The following is a 22,022-nucleotide window of genomic DNA, read 5'->3' as shown; positions in this document are numbered from 1 at the left end:
ACAGGGCGCATATTTGTAACAGAGCAGGCATGCCCTTTGCACAAAGATCGCAAAGATCAGGATCGGGCCCATGAAACGGATGAACACGACCACTTTCGAAGGGGCCGAACAGGCACCGCGCAGCCAGTATGGCGCGATCTGCTGGCGCATGCACCGCGGCAACGTCGAAGTGTTGCTGGTCACCAGCCGTGACACGGGCCGATGGGTCATCCCCAAGGGCTGGCCGATCGACGGGCTGGCCCCCGCAGCCTCTGCCGCCCGCGAAGCGTGGGAAGAAGCGGGCGTCACCGGCCTTGCCGCGCCCTCCCCCCTCGGTCTTTACGGCTATGACAAGGTGCTCACCCCGGACTCATCGCTTCCCTGCGTGGTCGCCGTCTTCCCGCTACGGGTCGACGAACTGGCAGCCAAATTCCCCGAACGCAAGGAACGCCGCCGCAAATGGTTCCATGCGGCCAAGGCCGCGCGCAAGGTGGCCGAACCCGAATTGCGCGCCCTCTTCCAAAGCCTCGCCGCCGACCCCGACCTTTTGGCCAACCCGCCCACTCCCGCTTGATTTCGCCGCGCGGCAGGCCTAGCTCCAAAGGGCCGGTGTTTTTCGTTCTGGACCAAACCCATGATCCGCTTCGCGCTCAAATGCCCCGCCGACCACGGCTTCGAAAGCTGGTTCCAGTCCGGCGCGGCCTTTGACAGCCTGAAATCGGCAGGCCATGTCGCCTGCCCGTTCTGTGGCGATACGGCGGTAGAGAAAACGCTCATGGCCCCCACCGTCCGACCCGCCCGCAACGCGGGCGTCGCGCAGCCCCACCTGTCAGCCCCCGCCTCCGATGCCGAACGGGCGCTTGCCGAACTGCGCCGCAAGGTCGAGGAAAACTCCGAATATGTCGGACCCGACTTTGTCGCCGAAGCCCGCCGCATCCACGACGGCGACGCGCCCGAACGCGCCATATACGGCGAAGCCCGCTGGGATGAGGCGAAAAAGCTGCTGGAAGACGGCGTTCCCGTCGCGCCGCTGCCCTTTCTGCCGCAGCGCAAAACCAACTGACCGCCACATTGCATTAACCATTCATCGCAAGATCGGTGCGGTTTCGTCCGAACCCCGCCACATTCGGATGCGATTCGTGTCTCGTCGGCAAAGCCCGGACAGACAGGTGAATGTAATGAGTGACTTGGTGCAAACCTCCCCCATGCTCGACCACGCAACCCGCGTGTTCACGCAGACCAATCTCGCCTGTTTCGTCCGCGGCACCCGCATCGAAACGGCAACCGGACAAGTCACGGTCGAAGACATCCCCGATGGCACCCTGATCGCCACCGCCGACCACGGATTGCAACCCGTCCGCCGCGTGTTGTCGAAAACCGTCGCAGCCACCGGCGATCTCGCCCCGATCTGCATCGCGGCAGGCACGCTCGGCAACGACCGTAACCTTCTGGTCTCGCCGCATCACCGCATGGTGCTGTCAGGCTGGCAGGCCGAACTTTTGACCGGCGAACCCGAGGTGCTGGTGGCCGCAGGCCAACTTGCGCACGGCAGCGACCGCATCTACCGCCAGCCGATGGCAACGGTGGACTACTTCCACCTCCTGTTCGACCGGCACGAGATCATCTATGCCGAAGGCGCCGCGACCGAAAGCTACCACCCGCTTTCACATGACGCAGGCGAACGCGCGCCCGCAACGCAGGCCGAACTTGCCGCGCTCTTCCCCGAACTCCTCGCAGACGGCGCCGAAACCCGCGCCGCCCGTCCCTGCATCGCCCCGCACGAAGCGGCGCTCTTCCGACTTTAGATCTGCTTTTCCGGCATCTGCACGCGCAGCCCGTCAAGCGCGTCCGAAACCTTGATCTGGCAGGTCAGCCGCGACCGCGCCGGATCGGGGTTCCAGGCAAAGTCGAGCATATCCTCTTCCATGCTGTCCTTCTTGGGCAGCTTTCCCACCCAAGCCGGATCGACATAGACATGGCAGGTGGAACAGGCGCAGGCCCCGCCGCAATCGGCCTCGATCCCCGGCACGCCATTGTCGCGTGCGCCTTCCATAACAGTCAGGCCGTTGGCCACGTCGATCACGTGCTCCTTGCCGCCGAATTCCACATAGGTGATCTTGGCCATCGTCGTCTTCCCTGAAAAACATACGTCCTTGCGCCACGACATAGGGCATAACGGGGCAATTATCCATAGGCGGACCCGCCCTTGCCCCTTCGAGTCCGGTCGCGCTAGGCTTGGCCTTGGCGGGCGGCAACGTCACATGCTTCTGGCAAGTGAAAGTCTCAGACTCCTAACGGGCAGCTCGCCGCCTTTTCTGAAAATTGCGCTTTCTTCTATGCATAAATGTTCTACATTCGTTCCCATGCAACCCGTAGCTCCCCGCTTTCGCAGCATCACCGAAATCTGGCAAACACCCAGCGCACCGCCGGGCACATGGCCGCGCCCACCCTCGGCCCTCGTGGCCGAACGGCTTGACGAACCGCCCGCAGGCGCACGGGTCTGCGTGGCGGGTCTGGTGCTGGTGCGTCAGCGCCCCGGCACCGCCAAAGGGGTGATCTTCCTCACGCTCGAAGATGAAACCGGCACCTGCAACGTCGTGGTATGGGCCAAACTCTACGAAGCCAACCGACGCGCCGTGATCGCAGGCCGCATGCTGCGCGTCACCGGCCGCCTGCAACGCGAAGCCGGCGTGGTCCACATCGTGGCCGAGCAGATCGAGGATATCTCGCACATGCTCGACGCGCTGTTACACCCCGATTTCCGCCATGACGGCACACGGGCAGGCGACCAGCCCTGACACTTCCCCCACCCCGCCCTTCCCCCGCTGCCTGCGACCCGCTATGCTTGAACCAACGTCCGGCGAACGGACAGCGCAGGCAGGATCACCGCATGGCAACATATCACGGCATCGTCGCGGCGGCCCTCCTCCTTTCCGCATGCATGTCTTCCCCGCCCCTGCCCGCATCGCCCGAACAGGCCAACCTCGCCGCCGAAATCGTCCGCACCCGCGACGACAGCCAACCCGCCGGACCTGACGGCGCCTGTTGGGCCAAGGATTCCAGCCCAGCCGTCATCGAAACCGTCACCGAACAGGTGCAGATCACCCCCGAAACCCGCGCCGAAGACGGCAGCATCCTCACCCCCGCCACCTACCGCACCAAGACCGCCACCCGCATGGTGCGCGACCGTGAAACCGTCTGGTTCCGCGCGCCCTGCCCGTCCGAGATGACCCCCGATTTCATCGCCAGCCTGCAACGCGCGCTCAAGGCGCGTGGCTACTACCTTGCGTCCCTCACTGGCACGCTCGACGCCCCCACCACCGACGCGCTGCGCCGCTACCAGACCGACCGCGGCCTCGACAGCCGCCAACTCGCGCTCGCCGCCGCCCGCGACCTCGGCCTCGTCACCACGGACATCTCGCAGCTATGACATGGGCAGACCGCTCCCGCGCCCGCATCGCGCAGCTTTGGGCCACCCAGACCGACGGCGCGCATGACATGGGCCACCTCGACCGCGTCTGGCGCGCCTGCCGCCTGATCGCCATGGACGAACCCGCCGATCCCGACATCCTCGGCCCCGCCGCCTATTTCCACGATGCGGTCAACCTGCCCAAAAACTCCCCCCACCGCGCCACCGCCTCGCGCCAAAGCGCCGACCTTGCCGTGGCTGAACTGACCGCCATGGGCTACCCGCAAGCAAAGCTCGCACCCCTGCACCACGCCATCCTCGCGCACAGCTTTTCGGCCAATATCCCGCCCGAAACCCCCGAAGCCCGCATCCTGCAAGACGCCGACCGCCTCGAAGCCCTCGGCGCCATCGGCATCGCCCGCATGTTCCTGATTTCAGGCCAGATGGGCGGGGGCCTCTTCGACGCCGCCGACCCCATGGCCCTGAACCGCCCGCTCGACGACAAACGCTTCGCGCTCGACCATATCGAGGTGAAACTCGTGCGCCTCGTCGATACGATGCAGACCGCCACAGGCCGCGCCATGGCCGCAGAACGGCTGGAATGGATGGAAAGCTTCCGCACCCGCCTGCTTGCCGAAATCGGCAAAAGCGGTTTTTGACGCAAAAACCGCGCCGGAATTTGACGCAAATTCCGCCCCCGACCCGCAGCGCCACCTATCACCGATCCTTGGGTAAAACAGCGCGCCCAACCCGCCCCCGCCGTCCCCCCGCAACGCCCGCCACCGATTTCTGCGTCAGAAATCGCCGCGAAATTTGCGTCAAATTTCGCCCGCTACCACCTTGTCAGACATGCGAAAGGGGCGGCAGGTTTCCCCGCCGCCCCCTTTCACACCAACCCGAACAGTCACTTCGTCTCTTCGACCGACAGCGCCACAAAGCGCGGATCGCCACCACGGCGCACCAAGAGCAGAAGCGATTTACGCCCTGCGTCCTTGGCCTCTTTCAGCCGGTCCTGCAGGTCCTCCAGACGCACCACCTTTTGCTGACCCGCTTCGGTGATCACGTCGCCCTGACGCAGCCCCTTGCCGAAAGCCTCGGTCTCTTCGCCGACCGCTGCCACGATCAGGCCCTCGGTTCCGGCAGGCAACCCAAGCTCCTTGATCGCATCGGCGGTCACCGGCTCCAGCGTCATGCCCAAGACTTCCGCCGATTGCGGCACGGCAGGCGTCTCGGCCGACGCGGGCACCGCCTCGTCGGCTTCGGCCTCCTCGCGGCGGCCCAGCGTCACCGAAAGCGTCTCGGTTTTGCCATTGCGCATGATCACGACAGGCACCGCCGACCCGACAGGGCTATCCGCCACCTGCCGCGTCAGGTCGCGCACGGTCCCGATCTCCTTGCCGTCGAACAGGGTGATCACGTCACCCGCCTGCAATCCGGCATCCTTGGCCGGACCATCCGGAACATCCGTCACCAAAGCGCCCTTCGATGCCGCAAGGCTCATCGCCTCGGCCACATCCGGCGTCACGTCCTGGATCCGCACCCCCAGCCAGCCGCGCCGCGTCTCGCCAAACTGCTTGAGCTGCGCCACCACCTTGTCGACCACGTTCGAGGCCATCGAAAAGCCGATCCCGATCGACCCGCCGTTCGGCGACAGGATCGCGGTATTCACCCCGATCACCTGCCCGTCCATGTTGAACAGCGGCCCACCCGAGTTGCCCCGGTTGATCGCAGCGTCGGTCTGCAGATAATCGTCATAAGTGCCCGACAATTCACGGTTCCGCGCCGAAACGATCCCCGCAGAAACCGAAAATCCCTGCCCCAGCGGGTTGCCCATGGCCACGACCCAGTCGCCCACCCGCATCAGATCGGAATTTCCGAACTGCACGAAAGGCAGCGGCTTGTCCGATTTCACCTTGAGCAACGCGATGTCCGTCTTGGGGTCGGTCCCCACCAACTCGGCCTTCAGCTTCTCGCCCGTAAAGAACTCGATCGAAATGTCGTCGGCCCCTTCGATCACGTGGTTGTTCGTGACGATATAGCCGTCCTCCGAGATGACAAATCCCGACCCCAGCGCCTCGGACCGGCGCGGCTCGCCACCGCCCTGCCCGTCCGGGTTCTGGAACTCCTTGAAGAAATCCTCGAAGGGCGATCCTTCGGGAACCATCGGCCCGCCCGTTGCGGGGGCCGCCACAGTCGACATAGTGGTGATGTTCACCACCGACGGGCTGATCTGTTCGGCCAGATCGGCAAAACTTTCCGGCGCACCCCGCGCCGCCGCGACATCGGCCTGACCAAGGCCAAGCGTCAGGCCAAGCGCCGCCGCCAGCGCCAGCCGCGACAGGCCGCCAGAAAGGCTGCGGGCACCCTTTGCCCCATAATGATAGGTTTGGACCAGAGACAGCACTCCGAACTCCTTTTCGTTTCGATGACCCCGCCCGCAAACAACAGCCAGTGGGTCGAGCACGTTCCAGATCATCCTCCAACCGCGTCCGGGCAGCAATGCAAACCCGGTCGCGCCGCGTCAAAGGCCTGTGATGGTTTTTCGACCTTTGTTACAAGTCGCCCCCGGAAGACAACCGCGCAGCCGCAAAATTGCAAAGGGGCCGGCGCGAACGCCAGCCCCCAAGCCGTCACGCCGACGCTGGCGCGATCATTGACCCGCGTCGGTTCCGGCCCCTGAACCGCCAGCCGCCGCGCCATACCCTTGATCCGACCGCAAATATTCGAAGAACTCGCCATCCGGGTTCATCACGATGGACGAGTTTTCCGACTTCAGCGCCCGTTCATAGCTGGTCAGCGACCGGGTAAAGGCAAAGAACTCGGGGTCTTTGCCGAAAGCCTCGGCATAGATGCGGTTCCGTTCGGCATCGGCCTCGCCGCGCACCACTTCGGCCTGACGCCGCGCATCGGATGTCAGCTCCACCACCGTCCGGTCCGCACTCGCCCGCACGCGGCTTGCCGCTTCGCCACCGCGCGCGATCTCGTCCGCCGCTTCCCGCTCGCGCTCGGCCCGCATCCGGGCAAAGGTCGCCTCAAGGTTCTGCTCGGGCAAATCGGTCCGCGTCAAACGCACGTCGACCACGTCGATCCCCAGCGATGCCCCCTCGCGCCGCGCGATATCGCGGATCAGGTTCATCAACCCCTGACGATCTTCGGACAGCACACGGCTCGATTCGACCGAACCCAGCACCTGCGGAATGGCATCGTTCAAGATACCCTCAAGCCGCGTCATCGCCTGCCCGACGCCATTCGCACCGACCGCTTCGCGGAAGCGCACCGGATCGGTCACCTGCCAGCGGGCAAAGGCATCGACGACAAGACGGCGATCATCGCTCATCGTCACTTCGATGGGTCGTGTCGGCAACGACAGGATACGGTCGTCATACCGCACGACATCCTGGATGAACGGCACCTTGAAACCAAGACCCGGCTCGTTGCGGATCTGTTTGACCTGCCCGAATTGCAGCACTAGCACCTTTTCACGCTCGTCCACGATGAACATCGACGACAGCGCAACCGCGCCAAGGATCGCAACGGCGGGAAGAATATATGCAGCTTTCATCAGTTGCTCCCTACCGAGTTCACAGCAGCAGCAGGCGCTCCGGCCGGACGGTTCAATTCGTTCAACGGCAGGAACGGCACCACGCCATTGCCTCCCCCGCCCTCGCCCGAACCGACCCCGTCAAGGATCACCTTGTTCATGCCGCCCAGCACCTTTTCCATGGTTTCCAGATACATGCGCTTGCGCGTCACTTCTGGCGCCTTCACATATTCCTCATAGACCGATGTGAAACGGCTCGCTTCACCCTGGGCGTTGTTGACCACCTCGGCGCGGTAGGCTTCCGAGTTTTCGACCAGACGCGCCGCTTCGCCTCGTGCGCCAGCAGTCACGCGGTTGGCATAGGCATCGGCTTCCTTCTCAAGCCGGTCCCGTTCCTGCTGCGCGGCCTGAACCGCACGGAACGCATCGATCACCTCGCTCGGAGGGGCCGCCTGCTGCAAGTTCACACGGATCACGTTGATACCCGCATTGTAGCTGTCGAGCGTCTTTTGCACCCCCTGACGCAGATCGGTGGCAATCGCCCCGCGATCACGGTTCAGAATGGGCGAAAGCTCGGACCGCGCGATGATGTCGCGCATGGCCGATTCCGCCACGGCGCGGATCGTGTCCTCGGGATCGGCAAGGTTGAACAGATAGTTCGACGGGTCCGAAATGTTCCACACCACCTGGAACCCGATATCCACGATATTCTGGTCCCGCGTCAGCATCAGCCCTGCAGCGGTCGGATCGGTGCTCGACCGACCCACTTCCGTCTGCCGCTCGCCGGTGACCTGCACGATTTCCTTCGTCACGAAAGGCCAGGGCGCAAAGTTCAGACCCGACTCTCCGATTGTGGACATTTTGCCAAAAAACAGCTCGACCGACCGTTCTTCCGGCTTCACCGTATAAAACGACATGAACGACCACAGCACCGCAGCGCCCAGCACGCCCAGCGCCACGCCCTGCTTGGAAACCATCGGCCCGCCGCCGCCGCCAGGCCCGCGCCCGCCGCCACCGTTGAAACCGCCACGACCCCGCCCGCCCATCAGCACGCGAAGCTGTTCCTGCCCCTTTTTCATCAGGTCTTCGATCTCGGGCATTTGCGACCCGCCACCTTCGGGACGACGGCCGCCATTCCTGCGGTCGTCACCGCGCCCCCCGTTGCGATCCCCGTTGTTCCGGTCATCATCGCCCGGGCCGCCACCGCCGCCCCAGGGGCCTCCGCTACCTGCCATCGATCTTTACCCTTTTTCTATCGTCGGGATTAAACTGTGCATGCCCGGTCGAATTTCAAGAAGCGTCAGCATCAAGCCTGACGCACCGGACGTTTCATCGTCACCAATTCCTCGGCCATCGTCGGGTGAACCGCCACGGTGCGGTCGAAATCCTCTTTGGTCGCCCCCATCCTGATGGCAATCGCCGCAAGCTGGATGAATTCGCCCGCATCGGGTGCGACGATATGGCAGCCCAGAACCACGCGACTTTGTGCATCGACCACCAGCTTCATCATCACCCGGTCCTGCCGCCCCGCAAAAAGCGACCGCATGGGGCGGAAACTCGTGGCGTAAACCTCGATCGGTCCCCGCGCCCGCGCCTCCTCCTCGGTCATGCCGACCGACCCAAGTTCAGGCTGGGTAAACACCGCCGAAGGGATCATCTCATGCGCGAACTTCGTGGGCCTGCCGCCGAATACCGTATCGGCAAAAGCATGCCCCTCGCGGATGGCAACCGGCGTCAGGTTCACCCGGTCGGTCACATCGCCCACGGCAAAGATCGACGGCACCGCGGTCTGCGACCATTCGTCCACCAAAATCTCGCCCTGCCGCCCGAACTGCACGCCAAGCGCCTCAAGCCCCAGCCCCGCGGCATTCGGCCTGCGCCCCGTGGCGTAAAGCACCACGTCGAACTCGCGCTCGGTGCCATCCGTCGCCACCGCGCAAATCCCGCCGAGACGGCGCTCAAGCCGCAGCGCATCGGTGCCGCAATGCACCCCGATCCCCCGCGCCTGCATGGCATTGGCCACCATGCCCCGCGCCTCGTCGTCAAAGCCGCGCAAGATCTGCGCGCCACGGTAATACTGCGAAACCTCCACCCCCAACCCGTGCAGGATGCAGGCGAATTCCGATGCGATATAACCGCCGCCCACCACCAGCGCCCGCTTGGGCAACTCGGGCATGTGGAACACCTCGTTCGAGGTGATCGCCAACTCCGCCCCCGGAATATCCGGCACAAAGGGCCAGCCCCCCGTGGCGATCAGGATATGCTTGGTCGAAAACCGCTTTCCGTCGGCAAGCTCCACGCAATGCGGGTCAACCACCCGCGCGCGGCTGTCATGCACCACCACGCCCGCAGTCTTCAGCGTGTTGCGGTAAGCCCCCTCCAGCCGGTCCAACTCGCGCTCGAGTGACGCGCGAAACACCGGCCAGTCGAACCGCCCGTCCGTCACATCCCAGCCGTAAGCCCGCGCATCGGCAATCGCCTCGGGGAAGCCGCTGGCAAAGACCATCAGCTTCTTGGGCACGCAGCCCCGTATCACACAGGTGCCGCCCATCCGGCTTTCCTCGGCCAGCCCGACGCGTGCACCCCACTCGCCCGCCGCCACCCTTGCCGCCCGAACGCCGCCAGACCCGCCACCGATGACGAAAAGATCGTAATCGAACGTCATTCCATATCCGCAAAGATGTTATCGCTGGGCTTGAACTCGACGAAATCGTCGGATTCCGATCCGGCGTTTATGTCGCGCACCGTCACACGCCCGTCACCATGCCCGATCACCACGATGTCGCAGATGTCGATGAACAGCCCGTTCTCGACCACGCCCGGTATCTGGTTCAACACCAGCGCCAACTGCCGCGGATTGCCGATCCGCTTCAGATGCAGATCGACGATGTAATTGCTTTCATCCGTCATCAAGGGCTTGGCGCCATTCATCCGCAAACTGCATTCGCGGCTCAGCACGTCAAGGCTGACCAACGTCTCCTCGATCAGCGCCTTGGTCGTCTGCCAGCCAAAGGGAATCACCTCGACCGGCAGCGGAAAGGCCCCCAACTGCGCCACTTCCTTCGCCGCGTCCGCAATCACGATCATCTGGTCGGACGCCGTCGCCACGATCTTTTCCTGCAACAGCGCCGCCCCGCCGCCCTTGATCAGCGCAAGGTTCGGGTCGAACTCATCCGCCCCGTCGATGGTAAGGTCCAGCCATTTGGCCTCGTCCAGCGTGGTGATCGGCACGCCCACCTGCCGTGCCAGTTCCGCCGTGCGGCTCGACGTGGGCACCCCCACGACGCGCAGCCCCTCCTCGCGGATACGCTCGCCCAGGCAGCGCACCATCCATGCAGCCGTCGATCCGGTGCCAAGCCCCACCTTCATCCCGGTCTCGACGAACTCGGTCGCCCGCTTGGCAGCAACGAATTTGGCCTTGTCGATGGGGTTCAGATCGGCGGGCATGGCGGCTCCTCGGATAGACTGCGCCCTTTATAGGCAAAGCCGTCGCAGGGTGTAAGCAGGAATTGGCACGGCTCGCCGATCCGCCACCCACTCCCCGATTGCAAAGGGAAACGCGCGCGCCCCACCTCACTGGCAAAAGGGGATGCGCTCTGTGCGCGCAATCGCGCGCATCGCTGCACCGGCAACTTCCCATCAGCCGCCAGACGACCCCGCCGGTTTCACCCTTGCTAAAATACTCACCTCGCCACGCCAGCCAGAAGCACGACGCCCCCCGTCACGGCCTACCCGTCACGGCATACCCGTCACGGCCCCGCCGCCAAAGCCCCCCGCACCGCCTCGACCTCCTCGACCGTCAGCCGCCCGTCCGCATCCAGATCGAATGCGAAATATTCCGCCGCCCGCGAACCGCCCCGCCGCACTGCCGCCGCCTCGGCCATCCCCCGCAACTCCACCGCCGAAACCGAGCCATCCCCGTCCGCATCCGCAGCCGCAAAGCCCAAAAGCAACCGCGCCCGCGCATCGACACCCAGCGAAGCGGCCCGCAACAAGACCTCGTCGCGCCCGACAACCCCGTCATTGTCCAGATCGCTCTGCAAGAACGGCCCCAAAGCGCGCGCCCGCCGCTCTGCCAGATCAATCCGCTCCGCCGCCTCGGCCTCGGCACGGCTGATCCCGCCCGCTGCCCCGCTGCCATAGATCAGCCGCAAGGCCCCCGCCGCAAAGCGGTCGGGATCGGCCCGCAACCGCTTGGCCTGCGCCTCGGGCAGGGCGGCAAGCGCCTGCGTGACCGCCTCTTGCGCCACCACCGGAAAGGCGAAGACCCAGAACACAAGAACCCAACGCAGCATGGCCACCTCCCGATAAAACCCGCAGCCACCCTGCGCCGAATCCGGTTAACAGGCGGTAAATGAGCGTCGATGACAGGAAAAGAGCCAATCCGGTCGCTTTTCGCCCTTGCTGCATCGTCCGCTATGTCCACCTTTGTCCTCGCGCCCGCGTCAGGGCGCTTTGGGCAAAAGGGCGGGGCAATGTTCCTTTCGGTATTCGACATGTTCAAGGTGGGCGTCGGCCCTTCGTCCAGCCACACCATGGGCCCCATGGTCGCCGCCGCCCGCTTCCTCGACCTGCTCCGGTCCTCGCCCTTCCATGCAAAGGGTCTGCGCGCCTCGCTGCACGGCTCGCTCGCCTTTACCGGCGTGGGCCACGCGACCGACCGCGCCACCATCCTCGGCCTCGCAGGCTTCGAACCCGCCACCTACGACGCCGAAAAAGCCGAAACCACCCTCGCCGCGATAAAGGCCACCCGCACCATCACCCCGCCCGGCCTGCCCGAACTCCACTTCGACCCGTCAGCCGACCTGCTGTTCGACTACGGCCCCGCCCTGCCCGGCCATGCCAACGGCATGATCATCAAGGCAACCGACGCCCAAGGTGACGTCATACTTCAGGAAACGTACTACTCCATCGGCGGCGGCTTCGTGCTGACCGCCTCGGAAATGGCCGACGCAGGCAGCGCCAAGGCCAAGGCGCGCGCCGACGTGCCCTACCCCTTCGAATCCGCCGACGAGATGATGGCGATGTCCAAGGCCTCGGGCCTGACCATCGCCCAGATGAAACGCGCCAACGAGCTGAAATTCCGCTCTGCCGCCGACCTCGACCGCGGGATGGAGCGGATCTGGCAGGTGATGAACGACTGCATCAGCCGCGGCATGGAAGGCACCGGCATCCTGCCCGGCGGCCTGAAAGTCCGCCGCCGCGCCAAGGGCATCCATGACGCCCTGATCGCCGAGCGCGGTCTGAACATGACCGCCCCGCACACCATCAATGACTGGATGTCGCTCTACGCGATGGCTGTGAACGAAGAGAACGCCGCAGGCGGACAGGTTGTCACCGCGCCCACCAACGGTGCCGCAGGCGTGGTGCCCGCCGTCATCCGCTACTGGCTCGACCATGTGCCGGGCGCATCGGCCTCCCGCGTGGGCGACTTCATGCTCACCGCCGCCGCCATCGGTGGCCTCGTCAAACACAACGCCTCCATCTCCGGAGCCGAATGCGGCTGTCAGGCCGAAGTCGGATCAGCCGCCGCCATGGCCGCCGCAGGCCTCGCCGCCGTGCTGGGCGGCACCACCGAACAGATCGAAAACGCCGCCGAAATCGCGCTCGAACACCACCTCGGCATGACCTGCGATCCGGTCAAGGGCCTCGTGCAGGTGCCCTGCATCGAAAGGAACGGGCTTGGCGCGATCAAGGCGGTCTCGGCCGCCTCGCTCGCCCTGCGCGGCGACGGCATCCACCTTGTCAGCCTTGATGTCTGCATCGAAACCATGCGCCAGACCGGCCGCGACATGCACGAGAAATACAAGGAAACCTCGCTCGGTGGTCTGGCGGTCAACGTGCCGAACTGCTGACCGCGCAGCCTTTGGCAGACAGCCGGGGCCAGCCCCGGACCCCGGAGTATTTATCGCAAGGATGAACGGGGGGGGAAGGCAAAGCCGATCGTGACGGTTCAAGCCGGTCGCTTCCCTCCCCCCGCGGGGGGAGGGAGAGGGTGGGGGGGCCAAAGCACAGCCCCTCAATCGTCGCGAAACAGAGCCCCCGTTTCCGATACTGCAGCGTAAAGTGCGAAATCACCCGCAAGCTTCCGGCGCAGTGCCTCCATCACGCCGCCTTCCACCTCGGGCAACCCGCTGAACGGCTTGGCCGAGGTGTTCTTGACCGGCAATCGCAACCTGACACCGATCCGGTCGGCCAGAAACTCCATCATCAGATCGAGCCTGTCGTAATCGAACAGCACGTCGATCCCGCTTTGCATCCCGTCCCAGCCGACGAAACGGTCCTGCGCCCCGACGCGGGCAAAATCGGGCGGGCTATCCTGCATCACGGCGCAAAGAAAATCGTCGAACCCGATCCCTTGCGTACTGCGGCTGTCGCCCTCGGCGTTCTTCTTGCGATAGCGATACCAGCTGTCCAGACGCGCCAAAGGATCACGCACCACGGCGAACACCTCGACCGGACCGCCGACCCGCTCTTCGATCAATCCGCGCCACTTGCGGTTGAACGGCCCGATCCCGCCATGCCGCGCGCCGGGGTCGTCCTGCCAAGGTCCCGCCATGGCCCGCCCCCGCAGCATCGCCCGGACCGATTGGGTCGCGGTCTTGGGATTGGCCAGAAACACCAGTCGCGACGCTTCCAGAACCAGCACGCCAAACCCCTTTACCCTGTTACCGCTTTAACCTAGGCGACCCCGCCGCAGTTGAAAAGCCACGCCCCCGCCATTTCGCATGACATTCCGGTCCCCTCGGGGTCGCTTTCGGAATGGACGCAAGGCCCCCGCCCCGCTACGCCCGAAGCCATGACATCGCCCGCTCCCTCCTCTGCCCGCCCCACCGACCGCATCCTTCCGGGTGTGGCCCTCATGCTCGCCTTTTGCGTGCTTGCGCCGCTGCTCGACGTGGCCTCGAAACTCGCCGCCGAATCCGGCATGCCGGTGGGCCAGATCACCACCGCCCGCTTCGTGGTGCAGGGCGCACTCATGCTGCCGGTCCTGCTGCTGATGGGCGTGCCGTGGCGCACCGACCGCCGCGTAGCAAGCCTGCTGCTGATGCGCGCCGTCTTCCTGATCCTCTCCACCTTCTCCTTCGTCTCGGGCATCGCCGTCATGCCGGTGGCCGATGCCCTCGCCATCGCCTTCGTCGAACCCTTCATCCTGCTGATCCTCGGCAGCCTGATCTTCGGCGACGAGGTCGGTCCCCGCCGCATCGCCGCCAGCGTGGTGGGCTTTGGCGGCGCCCTTCTGGTGATCCAGCCCTCGCTTGCCACCTTCGGGCTCGTGGCGCTCTGGCCGCTTGGCACCGCCTTTGCCTTCGCCTTCTACATGCTCGTCACGCGCGCGATGTCGGACCGCATCCACCCCGTGGCGATGCAACTGCACACCTCGCTCGCGGGTATGGCAATCTGCCTGCCGCTTCTTGTGCTGTTCGACGGCAGTGGCATCGGCCCGCTCGATGCGCTTGAACCCCAAGGCCTGCAATGGCTCTGGCTCTTCGGCGTCGGCTTCTGGGCCGCGATCTCGCATATGTGCATGACCTACGCGCTGAAATTCGCACCCTCGGCCACGCTCGCGCCGCTGCATTACACCGAGATCATCGCCGCCGTGATCCTCGGTTACCTGATCTTCGACGATTTCCCCAACCCCCTCACATGGGCAGGCATCGCCGTCATCACCGGATCGGGGCTTTACATCATCCACCGCGAACGGCTTTCAGCCCGCGTCAAGCGCCGCGCGGCAATCCTTCCGGTAGAAGTGCCCTAAGCGCCGCCCCAAGCCGCGCGCGGGGCAGGATCACCAGCATCCCCGCCCCGTCCATCGCCAGCACCACCCGCCGCGCCGCAACGCGGTTCGACGTGCCCACCATCCCGTCCGGCGCAAAGCCGATCCCGCCGATGGGCCATTCCAGCCCCTCGCTTCGCCCCGTCACCGCCGCCATGGGAAAGAGCGAGAACCGTTCGCCCACCCGCATGTCGATCTCCAGCCGCGCAGGCGCATGGAACACCACATCCCGCGATCCGATCAGCACGCAGCGCCGCCCGCCCTGCCGGACGAGCGTGTTCAAGACCGCAAGCCCATGGTCGACCCGCGCCCCCGTGAACCCCAAGGCCAGCACAAAGGGCGCCTGAACCGACCGCAGCGCCTTGTCGAAATCGGTCGTCGCCTGCTCGCCGATCACATGCTGCCGGTCAGAGGGAATCAGCTCCCGCGCCGCAGCACTGATCGAATCGAAATCGCCGATCACCGCCTCGGGCATCAGCCCCGCCGCCAGCACACGGTCCGCCCCGCCATCCGCCGCCACGATCACAGGCGCAAACCGCAGCGCCAAGGCCAGTTCCGCCTTTGAAACAGGCCCTCCGCCCACCAGCGTGACCCCATCAGGGGATTGGACAATCGGGCGGTTCATGGCGATACTGTCTTTCAATTGCGGCAGGTGGCGGCACGTTGGGCCATAATCAATCCTTCAAAACACCCCACTCTGTCCATGAAAAGGATCGACCCGACGGGTGAATGTGACGGCTGAATTTGGTAAAAGGCATGCATCCGATGATCGGTGCGAGTAAGATCCTTACGGTCTCCTACGGGACCTTCTCTTGTACGTTGGAAGGGTTTGACGACCCGTTCAACACGATGCGTGCAATTGCCGAGTATTTCCGCGACCTCGCCGCAGAAGACCGCTACTTCGGGGCCGAACCGCCCACCCCCGATGCCGCCATGCTCCACCGCATCGCCGAACGCGAGGTGCAGCGCCGCGTCGACGCCAAGGTTCAGGAAAACGGCATCCACCTGCGCGCATCCGACGGCGTCCAATCCCGACAGACCGCCGCGCCGCAACCTGCTCCCGCCCCGTCAGTCGCTCCGACAGTCGCTCCATCGGTCGCACCGATGGTCGCTGCTGCCGCACCCGCAGCCGTCAAACCGGCAGCCGAACCGGCCCCGCTGGCCGACCCCGCCGAAACAATCGCCGAAACCATCGCCGAACGCCTGCTCCGCCTGCGCTCCGAAGTCGCGGCCCAGCAGCAGGTCACTCCTGCGCCGGTCCCGCAAGCCGCAACTACAGCGACCGTCTCGCTGGCCCTGCCCGACTATGTCGAAGACACCGCCGAAGAACCCGCCGAAACGGCATCGACCGCAATGCTGGCCGATTTCCTGCCCGAGGATGACGCCGCAACCGCCGATATCGAAGACGCAGACCTGGCCGCCGCACCCGAAGCCAACCCCGTCGCAACCTTGGCCAGGGCCGACAGCCTACCCGACCGCGTGGTCGCTTTCGCACCCGGTTCCGACCTGCCCGATTCCGACCTGCCCGACCTGCCCGACTCGCTCGTCGCAGCCCTCGCCGGTCCGCTGGAAACCATCCCGGCCGCAGCCCAACCCGAACCGCAACCCGAACCGCAACCGGCATACCACCCCGACGAGGCCCGGATCATCGCCTCGATCGCCGCGATGAAGGTCGACCAGCCCGAGTCCGCCGGATCGCTGGCCGAAACGGCCCTTGCCGCAACGCAAGCCGACTATGACGACACACTCGCCGCCGACGCAGGCTTCGACCTTGCCGGACCGCAAATCGTCCACAGCACCATTTCAACGGCCGACGAAGCATTCGACGCGGTCGCCAACGACGCCGCAACAGACGAAGACAGCTTCGCAGCCCAGCGCACCGCCGACTTCACCGCCGACCTTCACGACGCCGACTTCGACGACACCGACCTTGAGGAAGCCGACCTCCTCGACGACGCCGAACTCGCCGCCGATCTTGACGTCCCCGATCTTGACGGAACCGACCTCGACACAAACGGCACCGGCGATACCGGCCTCGACAGCATCTTCGGCGAAACCGAAGACCTGCCCCCCGGCCAGCCGCTTCCAGAACTTCGCCCCGGTGCCGCCGAAAAGCTGCAACGCGCCCGCGCCCGTGTCTTCAAGATCCGCCGCGCCGATGCCGTGACCGGCCTTGCCGAAAGCGTCCCGGCCAACGACGGCCCGTCGCAGCCCGCCTCCCTTTCGGCCGAGGCCGAGTATGACCTTGAACGCGAACTCGCCACCCTGAGCACCGAACCGGCAGGCACCGAACCGGCACCCCCCCGCGCGCCGCATGCCTTTGGCGACCCCTCCGCCGAAGATGCCGTAAGCCGCCTCATGGCGCAGGCCGATTCGGAAATGGAGGGCGAAGAGACCAAGCGCCGCCAATCGGCCATCGCCCATCTGAAAGCAGCCGTCGCCCAGACCGTGGCCGAACGCCGCGCGGGCGAGACAAAGCCCGATCCCGAACCCTCGCGCATCGCCCGCTACCGCAACGACCTTGCCATGGTCGTGCGCTCGGCCCTGCCCGCAGCCCTGCAACCCAAACCGCACGGGGAAAAGCCCGCCCCCCTCGTCCTCGTCTCCGAACAGCGCATCGACCGCCCCTCGCGCCCCGCAGGCGGCCCGATCCCCGCCACGCCCGGCGCGCTGTCCCAGCCTGTGCAAATCCGCCCGCGCCGCATTTCCGGCTCGGGCTCCGGCCTTGCCATGCAGGCGCAATCCCTCGAACAGCTCGAACCCGAGGATGACCTCGACCTTCACCTCGCCGAAGCCCTCGCCGATTACGATGACGAAGCAGATGCCGATGCCGATGCCGCAGTGGCCCCCGCGCCCGACGCGGCCTTTCGCGATTTCGCCGACCGCATCGGCGCCGCCTCGATGCGCGAGATGATCGAGGCCGCCGCAGCCTACCTCACCTGCGACCAGAAGCGCCCGCATTTCACCCGCCCGCAGATGATGCGCCATGTCGCAATGATGATCCCGCAGACTGACTCCCTGCGCGAAGACAGCCTGCGCGTTTTCGGCGCCCTTCTGCGCGATGGCCATATCGCTAAAGTCCGCCGCGGCCAGTTCACCCTGACCGAAGCGTCCCCCTATTTCGCACTGGCGAACCGCAATCCGGGCTGAGAGCTGCCACTCAGGCCCGAAACGGAAAGGCGGACAGGTTTCCCTGTCCGCCTTTTCCAATTCGGGCGACCGGAACCGCCTAGGCGTCCGGGTCGTCCTGCCCCACGCCCTTGAAGATGAACTTGAACGGCAACGCCCAGACGATGCCCAGCGCGACATAGACCAGAAGCTCGAGCAAGATCGACGGCCGGTCGAACCATCCAACCACCGTCAACGCCACGACGATGTAAAGCGGCAAACCCACCAGCAGGATCAGCAGCGACAACCGCCGCCGCGTCTTGTATGTCAAAGCCATCCCATTCTCCCCTTGCCTGCCGAAACCTAGTCCGGCAGGCCCCCCGATCAACCGCGACAGAGGTCAATCCGCAAAGGGATCGGTGACAAGGATCGTGTCATCCCGCTCGGGGCTGGTCGACACCATGGCGACCGGGCACTGGATCAATTCCTCGATCCGGCGCACGTATTTGATCGCAGCCCCCGGAAGGTCATTCCACGACCGCGCGCCCGCCGTCGATTCCGTCCATCCCGGCATCTCTTCATATATCGGCACCACCCGCGCCTGCAGATTGGCCGCCGTCGGCAGGTAATCCAGCCGCTGCCCGTCCAACTCGTATCCGACGCATATCTTCAACGTCTCGAACCCGTCCAGCACGTCAAGCTTGGTCAGGGCGATCCCCGAAACACCGCTCGTCGCACAAGTCTGGCGCACCAGCACCGCGTCGAACCAGCCGCAACGGCGCTTGCGCCCCGTCACCGTGCCAAATTCATGCCCGCGCTCGCCCAGACGCTCGCCATCGCCGTCGAACAATTCGGTCGGAAACGGGCCTTCGCCCACGCGGGTGGTATAGGCCTTGACGATCCCCAGCACGAAATCCACCGCCGTCGGCCCCAGCCCCGTGCCAGTCGCAGCCATGCCCGCCAGCGTGTTGGAACTGGTGACATAGGGATAGGTCCCGAAATCCACGTCCAGCAGCGACCCCTGCGCCCCCTCGAACAGGATGCGCTTTCCGGCGCGGCGCATGTCGTGCATCACCTTCCAGACCGGCTTGGCATAGGGCAGGATCTTCGGCGCAACTTCCAGCAACTGCGCCTTCAGAGCGCCTGCGTCGACAGGCTCCAGCCCCAGACCGGCGCGAAGCGCGTTGTGATGGCTCAGCAACCGCCCGATCCGCAGATCAAGCGTCGCCTCGTCGGCAAGGTCAGCCACCCGCACCGCACGGCGTCCCACCTTGTCTTCATAGGCAGGCCCGATGCCGCGCCCGGTGGTGCCGATCTTGGCCACACCCGTCTGGCCTTCGCGCGCACGGTCCAACTCGCCATGCACGGGCAAAATCAGCGCCGTGTTCTCGGCGATCATCAGGCAGTCGGGATCGACCGTAACCCCCTGCCCGCGCAGTTTCCCGATTTCCGACAACAGCGCCCAGGGGTCCAGCACCACGCCATTGCCGATGACCGACAACTTGCCCCCCCGCACGATGCCCGAAGGCAGCAACGACAGCTTGTAGACATTGCCGTCGATCACCAGCGTGTGGCCCGCGTTATGCCCGCCCTGAAACCGCGCGATCACATCGGCGCGTTCCGATAGCCAATCGACAATCTTGCCTTTTCCCTCGTCGCCCCACTGGGCACCCACGACGACAACATTGGCCATGACGGCTATCCTTTCAGGGTTGGCGTGAAACCGTGCGTCCTATAGCCCCCCGCCCCCGCAAGGGAAAGCCAAATCCTTGCAACCGCCGCGCCCGTCGCAACCTGTGGAAGCCTGCGGCGCGAGTATTTGGGCAAGGATGAAGCCGCAAACCCCTTTCCGCTTTCATGCTGGCCCGAATATCCTCGGGGTGAATTGGCCGGCACGGCCAAGAGGGGGTGAAGCCCCCTTGCGCCTGCCGGCAAAAGCCGCCTTGGGGCTTGCACCCCTGCCCCCTTCCGCCTAGATAGGCGCGTCAGTTCCGAGAAAAAGCGCCCCATGGAAAACGTCATCCTCACAATCCACCTGATCCTCGCCCTTCTTCTGATCGGCGTGGTGCTGTTGCAGCGGTCGGAAGGTGGCGGTCTGGGAATGGGCGGCGGCGGCGGCGGTGGCAATTCCGTCATGACCGGACGCGGTGCCGCCACGGCGCTTGCGAAACTGACATGGATCTTCGCGGTCTGCTTCATCGCAACTTCGGTCACCCTGACCATCCTCGCCGCGCAAAAGACAGGCTCCAGCTCGGTCATCGACCAACTCGGCATCCCCGCCGCCGACGCGCCCGCCCCGGCGGAAGCGCCGCTCGGCAACGACCTTTTGCCGCCGCAGCCCGCCGACGCGCCGCTTGCACCGCCCCCGGCCAACAGCAACTGATCCGACACAACTGCTTGAGCGTCCTTTTCAAGGTTCAGACAGCATCTAGCGGTCCGGTTGCGCGCGGGCGAAAGCTGCGTTACAGCTTAACTCCCGTGATGATGCGATTCCCTGCCTTGCAAATCGCCACTCGATCGCACCGATTGACCTGACCACGGGAGCCCCACATGGCACGCTATATCTTCATCACCGGCGGCGTGGTGTCCTCGCTGGGCAAGGGCCTTGCCTCCGCAGCCCTCGGCGCCCTGCTACAGGCTCGCGGCTACACCGTCCGCCTTCGCAAACTCGACCCATACCTCAACGTCGACCCCGGCACGATGTCGCCCTTCGAACACGGCGAGGTCTTCGTGACCGACGACGGCGCCGAAACCGACCTCGACCTTGGCCATTACGAACGCTTCACCGGCGTCTCCGCCCGCCAGACCGACAGCATCTCGTCGGGCCGCATCTATTCCAACGTGCTGGAAAAGGAACGCCGCGGCGACTACCTCGGCAAGACCATCCAGGTCATTCCCCACGTCACCAACGAGATCAAGAATTTCCTCCGCATCGGTGATGAAGAGGTCGATTTCATGCTCTGCGAAATCGGCGGGACGGTGGGCGACATCGAAGGCCTGCCCTTCTTCGAAGCCATCCGCCAGTTCATCCACGAACGCCCGCGCGGCCAGTCGATCCTGATGCACCTGACGCTCCTGCCCTACCTTGCGGCCAGCGGAGAACTCAAAACCAAACCCACCCAGCACTCGGTCAAGGAATTGCAATCCATCGGCCTCGCCCCCGATGTGCTGGTCTGCCGCTCGGAACACCCGATTCCGGAAAAGGAACGCGAGAAGATCGCGCTCTTCTGCAACGTCCGCAAAGACAGCGTCATCCCCGCATATGACCTGAAAACCATCTACGAAGCCCCCCTTGCCTATCACCGCGCGGGCCTCGACCAGGCCGTGCTCGACGCCTTCGGCATCACCCCCGCCCCGAAACCCAACCTGACCCGTTGGGAAGACGTGATGGACCGCCTGAACCACGCCGAAGGCATGGTCCGCGTCGCCATCGTCGGCAAGTACACCCAGCTCGAAGACGCCTACAAATCCATCGCCGAGGCGCTGACCCATGGCGGCATGGCCAACCGCACCCGCGTCAAGGCCGAATGGATCGACGCCGAAATCTTCGAACGCGAAGACCCGGCGCCCTACCTCGAAAACTTCCACGCCATCCTCGTCCCCGGCGGCTTTGGCGAACGCGGCACCGAAGGCAAGATAAAGGCCGCGCAATTCGCCCGCGAAAAGAAGATCCCCTATCTTGGAATCTGCCTCGGCATGCAGATGGCGGTGATCGAAAGTGCGCGCAACCTCGCGGGGCTCGCCAACGCAGGGTCCGAAGAATTTGACGTCGAAGCTGGCGAAAAACGCTTCACCCCCGTCGTCTACCACCTGAAAGAATGGGTGCAGGGCAACCACGTCGTCGCCCGCAAACTCTCGGACGACAAGGGTGGCACCATGCGCCTCGGCGCCTATACCGCCAGCCTGACCGCCGGATCGAAAGTGGCAGGCGTCTACGGCACCACCACGATCGAGGAACGCCACCGCCACCGCTACGAAGTCGACATCAAATACCGCGCCAAACTCGAAACCTGCGGCCTCATCTTCTCGGGCATGTCCCCCGATGGCCGCCTGCCCGAAATCGTCGAGGTCAAGGACCATCCGTGGTTCATCGGCGTGCAATTCCACCCCGAACTGAAATCCAAGCCCTTCGCTCCGCACCCCCTGTTCGCCGATTTCATCCGCGCTGCGGTCGACGTCAGCCGTCTGGTGTGAAACGAAACAGGGCG

22 protein-coding genes are annotated in these 22,022 nt (G+C 65.0%); 11 read left to right on the top strand and 11 right to left on the bottom strand.

Annotated elements, in window-relative coordinates; translation table 11 throughout:
- The first annotated feature begins 70 nt into the window (after nt 1-70).
- The 3 genes from HYN69_RS03960 to HYN69_RS03950 all read left to right on the top strand — a co-directional run bounded on the left by HYN69_RS03960 (nt 71) and on the right by HYN69_RS03950 (nt 1,784).
- The gene (locus tag HYN69_RS03960; protein WP_108434596.1) at nt 71-553 is read left to right on the top strand and encodes an NUDIX hydrolase; all 483 of its coding nucleotides are present in this window, start codon (nt 71-73) and stop codon (nt 551-553) included.
- A 60-nt stretch (nt 554-613) separates the two neighbouring features.
- Nucleotides 614-1,042: a DUF1178 family protein gene (locus HYN69_RS03955; RefSeq protein WP_108434595.1), complete on the top strand. Its 429-nt coding sequence runs from the start codon at nt 614-616 to the stop codon at nt 1,040-1,042.
- A 115-nt stretch (nt 1,043-1,157) separates the two neighbouring features.
- On the top strand, nt 1,158-1,784 hold the full coding sequence (locus HYN69_RS03950; protein ID WP_159082350.1) for a Hint domain-containing protein: 627 nt from the start codon (nt 1,158-1,160) through the stop codon (nt 1,782-1,784).
- Here the strand turns inward: HYN69_RS03950 and HYN69_RS03945 are convergent.
- A complete protein-coding gene (locus HYN69_RS03945; protein WP_108434593.1) occupies nt 1,781-2,104 on the bottom strand; it encodes a 2Fe-2S iron-sulfur cluster-binding protein in 324 nt (107 codons plus the stop codon). The genes HYN69_RS03950 and HYN69_RS03945 overlap by 4 nt on opposite strands.
- Nucleotides 2,105-2,342: 238 nt before the next feature.
- On the opposite strand from HYN69_RS03945, the gene HYN69_RS03940 reads away from it, so the two are divergent.
- The 3 genes from HYN69_RS03940 to HYN69_RS03930 all read left to right on the top strand — a co-directional run bounded on the left by HYN69_RS03940 (nt 2,343) and on the right by HYN69_RS03930 (nt 4,047).
- A complete protein-coding gene (locus HYN69_RS03940; RefSeq protein ID WP_108434592.1) occupies nt 2,343-2,777 on the top strand; it encodes an OB-fold nucleic acid binding domain-containing protein in 435 nt (144 codons plus the stop codon).
- A gap of 92 nt (nt 2,778-2,869) precedes the next feature.
- A complete protein-coding gene (locus HYN69_RS03935; protein WP_108434591.1) occupies nt 2,870-3,409 on the top strand; it encodes a peptidoglycan-binding domain-containing protein in 540 nt (179 codons plus the stop codon).
- On the top strand, nt 3,406-4,047 hold the full coding sequence (locus HYN69_RS03930) for an HD domain-containing protein (RefSeq protein ID WP_108434590.1): 642 nt from the start codon (nt 3,406-3,408) through the stop codon (nt 4,045-4,047). The genes HYN69_RS03935 and HYN69_RS03930 overlap by 4 nt, the downstream gene beginning before the upstream one ends.
- A 245-nt stretch (nt 4,048-4,292) precedes the next feature.
- Here HYN69_RS03930 and HYN69_RS03925 read toward each other — a convergent pair whose 3' ends face one another.
- The 6 genes from HYN69_RS03925 to HYN69_RS03900 all read right to left on the bottom strand — a co-directional run bounded on the left by HYN69_RS03925 (nt 4,293) and on the right by HYN69_RS03900 (nt 11,224).
- On the bottom strand, nt 4,293-5,864 hold the full coding sequence (locus tag HYN69_RS03925; protein WP_108434589.1) for a DegQ family serine endoprotease: 1,572 nt from the start codon (nt 5,862-5,864) through the stop codon (nt 4,293-4,295).
- 174 nt (nt 5,865-6,038) lie between these two features.
- Nucleotides 6,039-6,950, bottom strand: coding sequence for a protease modulator HflC (gene hflC, locus HYN69_RS03920; RefSeq protein WP_407925246.1), 912 nt, complete (start codon nt 6,948-6,950; stop codon nt 6,039-6,041).
- Nucleotides 6,950-8,164 (bottom strand): FtsH protease activity modulator HflK, encoded by a 1,215-nt coding sequence (gene hflK / locus HYN69_RS03915; protein ID WP_108434587.1) that lies wholly within the window; start codon nt 8,162-8,164, stop codon nt 6,950-6,952. The genes hflC and hflK overlap by 1 nt, the downstream gene beginning before the upstream one ends.
- Before the next feature lie 71 nt (nt 8,165-8,235).
- Nucleotides 8,236-9,594: a glutathione-disulfide reductase gene (gene gor / locus HYN69_RS03910; RefSeq protein ID WP_108434586.1), complete on the bottom strand. Its 1,359-nt coding sequence runs from the start codon at nt 9,592-9,594 to the stop codon at nt 8,236-8,238.
- Complete coding sequence (gene rpiA / locus HYN69_RS03905) at nt 9,591-10,376, bottom strand: ribose-5-phosphate isomerase RpiA (protein WP_108434585.1); 786 nt, start codon at nt 10,374-10,376, stop codon at nt 9,591-9,593. The genes gor and rpiA overlap by 4 nt, the downstream gene beginning before the upstream one ends.
- 302 nt (nt 10,377-10,678) lie before the next feature.
- Nucleotides 10,679-11,224: an EF-hand domain-containing protein gene (locus HYN69_RS03900; protein WP_108434584.1), complete on the bottom strand. Its 546-nt coding sequence runs from the start codon at nt 11,222-11,224 to the stop codon at nt 10,679-10,681.
- A gap of 180 nt (nt 11,225-11,404) precedes the next feature.
- Here HYN69_RS03900 and HYN69_RS03895 point away from each other — a divergent pair, with 180 nt between their 5' ends.
- Complete coding sequence (locus HYN69_RS03895) at nt 11,405-12,784, top strand: L-serine ammonia-lyase (protein ID WP_108434583.1); 1,380 nt, start codon at nt 11,405-11,407, stop codon at nt 12,782-12,784.
- A 164-nt stretch (nt 12,785-12,948) separates the two neighbouring features.
- Here the strand turns inward: HYN69_RS03895 and HYN69_RS03890 are convergent, their stop codons facing one another.
- Nucleotides 12,949-13,578, bottom strand: coding sequence for a sulfotransferase family protein (locus HYN69_RS03890; RefSeq protein ID WP_108434582.1), 630 nt, complete (start codon nt 13,576-13,578; stop codon nt 12,949-12,951).
- A gap of 150 nt (nt 13,579-13,728) precedes the next feature.
- Between HYN69_RS03890 and HYN69_RS03885 the strand changes: the two genes are divergently transcribed.
- On the top strand, nt 13,729-14,688 hold the full coding sequence (locus HYN69_RS03885) for a DMT family transporter (protein ID WP_230426542.1): 960 nt from the start codon (nt 13,729-13,731) through the stop codon (nt 14,686-14,688).
- Here HYN69_RS03885 and HYN69_RS03880 read toward each other — a convergent pair.
- Entirely contained in the window at nt 14,648-15,331 is a 684-nt protein-coding gene (locus HYN69_RS03880) for a thiamine diphosphokinase (protein WP_108434581.1), read from the bottom strand. The two genes, HYN69_RS03885 and HYN69_RS03880, sit on opposite strands and share 41 nt — an antisense overlap.
- A gap of 224 nt (nt 15,332-15,555) precedes the next feature.
- On the opposite strand from HYN69_RS03880, the gene HYN69_RS03875 reads away from it, so the two are divergent.
- On the top strand, nt 15,556-17,856 hold the full coding sequence (locus HYN69_RS03875; protein WP_216824644.1) for a hypothetical protein: 2,301 nt from the start codon (nt 15,556-15,558) through the stop codon (nt 17,854-17,856).
- 79 nt (nt 17,857-17,935) lie between these two features.
- Here HYN69_RS03875 and HYN69_RS03870 read toward each other — a convergent pair whose 3' ends face one another.
- Both HYN69_RS03870 and HYN69_RS03865 read right to left on the bottom strand, forming a co-directional pair.
- Nucleotides 17,936-18,151: a DUF2842 domain-containing protein gene (locus HYN69_RS03870; RefSeq protein WP_108434579.1), complete on the bottom strand. Its 216-nt coding sequence runs from the start codon at nt 18,149-18,151 to the stop codon at nt 17,936-17,938.
- Nucleotides 18,152-18,214: 63 nt separating this feature from the next.
- Nucleotides 18,215-19,507, bottom strand: coding sequence for an adenylosuccinate synthase (locus HYN69_RS03865; RefSeq protein WP_108434578.1), 1,293 nt, complete (start codon nt 19,505-19,507; stop codon nt 18,215-18,217).
- Nucleotides 19,508-19,822: 315 nt separating this feature from the next.
- Here HYN69_RS03865 and secG point away from each other — a divergent pair, with 315 nt between their 5' ends.
- Both secG and HYN69_RS03855 read left to right on the top strand, forming a co-directional pair.
- Nucleotides 19,823-20,197 (top strand): preprotein translocase subunit SecG, encoded by a 375-nt coding sequence (gene secG, locus HYN69_RS03860; protein ID WP_108434577.1) that lies wholly within the window; start codon nt 19,823-19,825, stop codon nt 20,195-20,197.
- Between the two features lie 167 nt (nt 20,198-20,364).
- A complete protein-coding gene (locus HYN69_RS03855) occupies nt 20,365-22,008 on the top strand; it encodes a CTP synthase (protein ID WP_108434576.1) in 1,644 nt (547 codons plus the stop codon).
- Nucleotides 22,009-22,022 lie beyond the last annotated feature (14 nt).

The sequence above is a fragment of the Gemmobacter aquarius genome, assembly GCF_003060865.1.
GTDB classification, from domain to species: domain Bacteria; phylum Pseudomonadota; class Alphaproteobacteria; order Rhodobacterales; family Rhodobacteraceae; genus Paragemmobacter; species Paragemmobacter aquarius.
The sequence above is the reverse complement of the archived record's forward strand: the minus strand, read 5'-3'. Positions and strand labels throughout refer to the sequence as shown.

What these genes read in the sequence shown, in the direction of transcription:
- HYN69_RS03960 (WP_108434596.1), top strand. Translation starts at nt 71, where the DNA reads ATGAAACGGATGAACACGACCACTTTCGAAGGGGCCGAACAGGCACCG.
- HYN69_RS03955 (WP_108434595.1), top strand. Translation starts at nt 614, where the DNA reads ATGATCCGCTTCGCGCTCAAATGCCCCGCCGACCACGGCTTCGAAAGC.
- HYN69_RS03950 (WP_159082350.1), top strand. Translation starts at nt 1,158, where the DNA reads ATGAGTGACTTGGTGCAAACCTCCCCCATGCTCGACCACGCAACCCGC.
- HYN69_RS03945 (WP_108434593.1), bottom strand. Translation starts at nt 2,104, where the DNA reads ATGGCCAAGATCACCTATGTGGAATTCGGCGGCAAGGAGCACGTGATC.
- HYN69_RS03940 (WP_108434592.1), top strand. Translation starts at nt 2,343, where the DNA reads ATGCAACCCGTAGCTCCCCGCTTTCGCAGCATCACCGAAATCTGGCAA.
- HYN69_RS03935 (WP_108434591.1), top strand. Translation starts at nt 2,870, where the DNA reads ATGGCAACATATCACGGCATCGTCGCGGCGGCCCTCCTCCTTTCCGCA.
- HYN69_RS03930 (WP_108434590.1), top strand. Translation starts at nt 3,406, where the DNA reads ATGACATGGGCAGACCGCTCCCGCGCCCGCATCGCGCAGCTTTGGGCC.
- HYN69_RS03925 (WP_108434589.1), bottom strand. Translation starts at nt 5,864, where the DNA reads ATGATCTGGAACGTGCTCGACCCACTGGCTGTTGTTTGCGGGCGGGGT.
- hflC (WP_407925246.1), bottom strand. Translation starts at nt 6,950, where the DNA reads ATGAAAGCTGCATATATTCTTCCCGCCGTTGCGATCCTTGGCGCGGTT.
- hflK (WP_108434587.1), bottom strand. Translation starts at nt 8,164, where the DNA reads ATGGCAGGTAGCGGAGGCCCCTGGGGCGGCGGTGGCGGCCCGGGCGAT.
- gor (WP_108434586.1), bottom strand. Translation starts at nt 9,594, where the DNA reads ATGACGTTCGATTACGATCTTTTCGTCATCGGTGGCGGGTCTGGCGGC.
- rpiA (WP_108434585.1), bottom strand. Translation starts at nt 10,376, where the DNA reads ATGCCCGCCGATCTGAACCCCATCGACAAGGCCAAATTCGTTGCTGCC.
- HYN69_RS03900 (WP_108434584.1), bottom strand. Translation starts at nt 11,224, where the DNA reads ATGCTGCGTTGGGTTCTTGTGTTCTGGGTCTTCGCCTTTCCGGTGGTG.
- HYN69_RS03895 (WP_108434583.1), top strand. Translation starts at nt 11,405, where the DNA reads ATGTTCCTTTCGGTATTCGACATGTTCAAGGTGGGCGTCGGCCCTTCG.
- HYN69_RS03885 (WP_230426542.1), top strand. Translation starts at nt 13,729, where the DNA reads ATGACATCGCCCGCTCCCTCCTCTGCCCGCCCCACCGACCGCATCCTT.
- HYN69_RS03880 (WP_108434581.1), bottom strand. Translation starts at nt 15,331, where the DNA reads ATGAACCGCCCGATTGTCCAATCCCCTGATGGGGTCACGCTGGTGGGC.
- HYN69_RS03875 (WP_216824644.1), top strand. Translation starts at nt 15,556, where the DNA reads ATGCGTGCAATTGCCGAGTATTTCCGCGACCTCGCCGCAGAAGACCGC.
- HYN69_RS03870 (WP_108434579.1), bottom strand. Translation starts at nt 18,151, where the DNA reads ATGGCTTTGACATACAAGACGCGGCGGCGGTTGTCGCTGCTGATCCTG.
- HYN69_RS03865 (WP_108434578.1), bottom strand. Translation starts at nt 19,507, where the DNA reads ATGGCCAATGTTGTCGTCGTGGGTGCCCAGTGGGGCGACGAGGGAAAA.
- secG (WP_108434577.1), top strand. Translation starts at nt 19,823, where the DNA reads ATGGAAAACGTCATCCTCACAATCCACCTGATCCTCGCCCTTCTTCTG.
- HYN69_RS03855 (WP_108434576.1), top strand. Translation starts at nt 20,365, where the DNA reads ATGGCACGCTATATCTTCATCACCGGCGGCGTGGTGTCCTCGCTGGGC.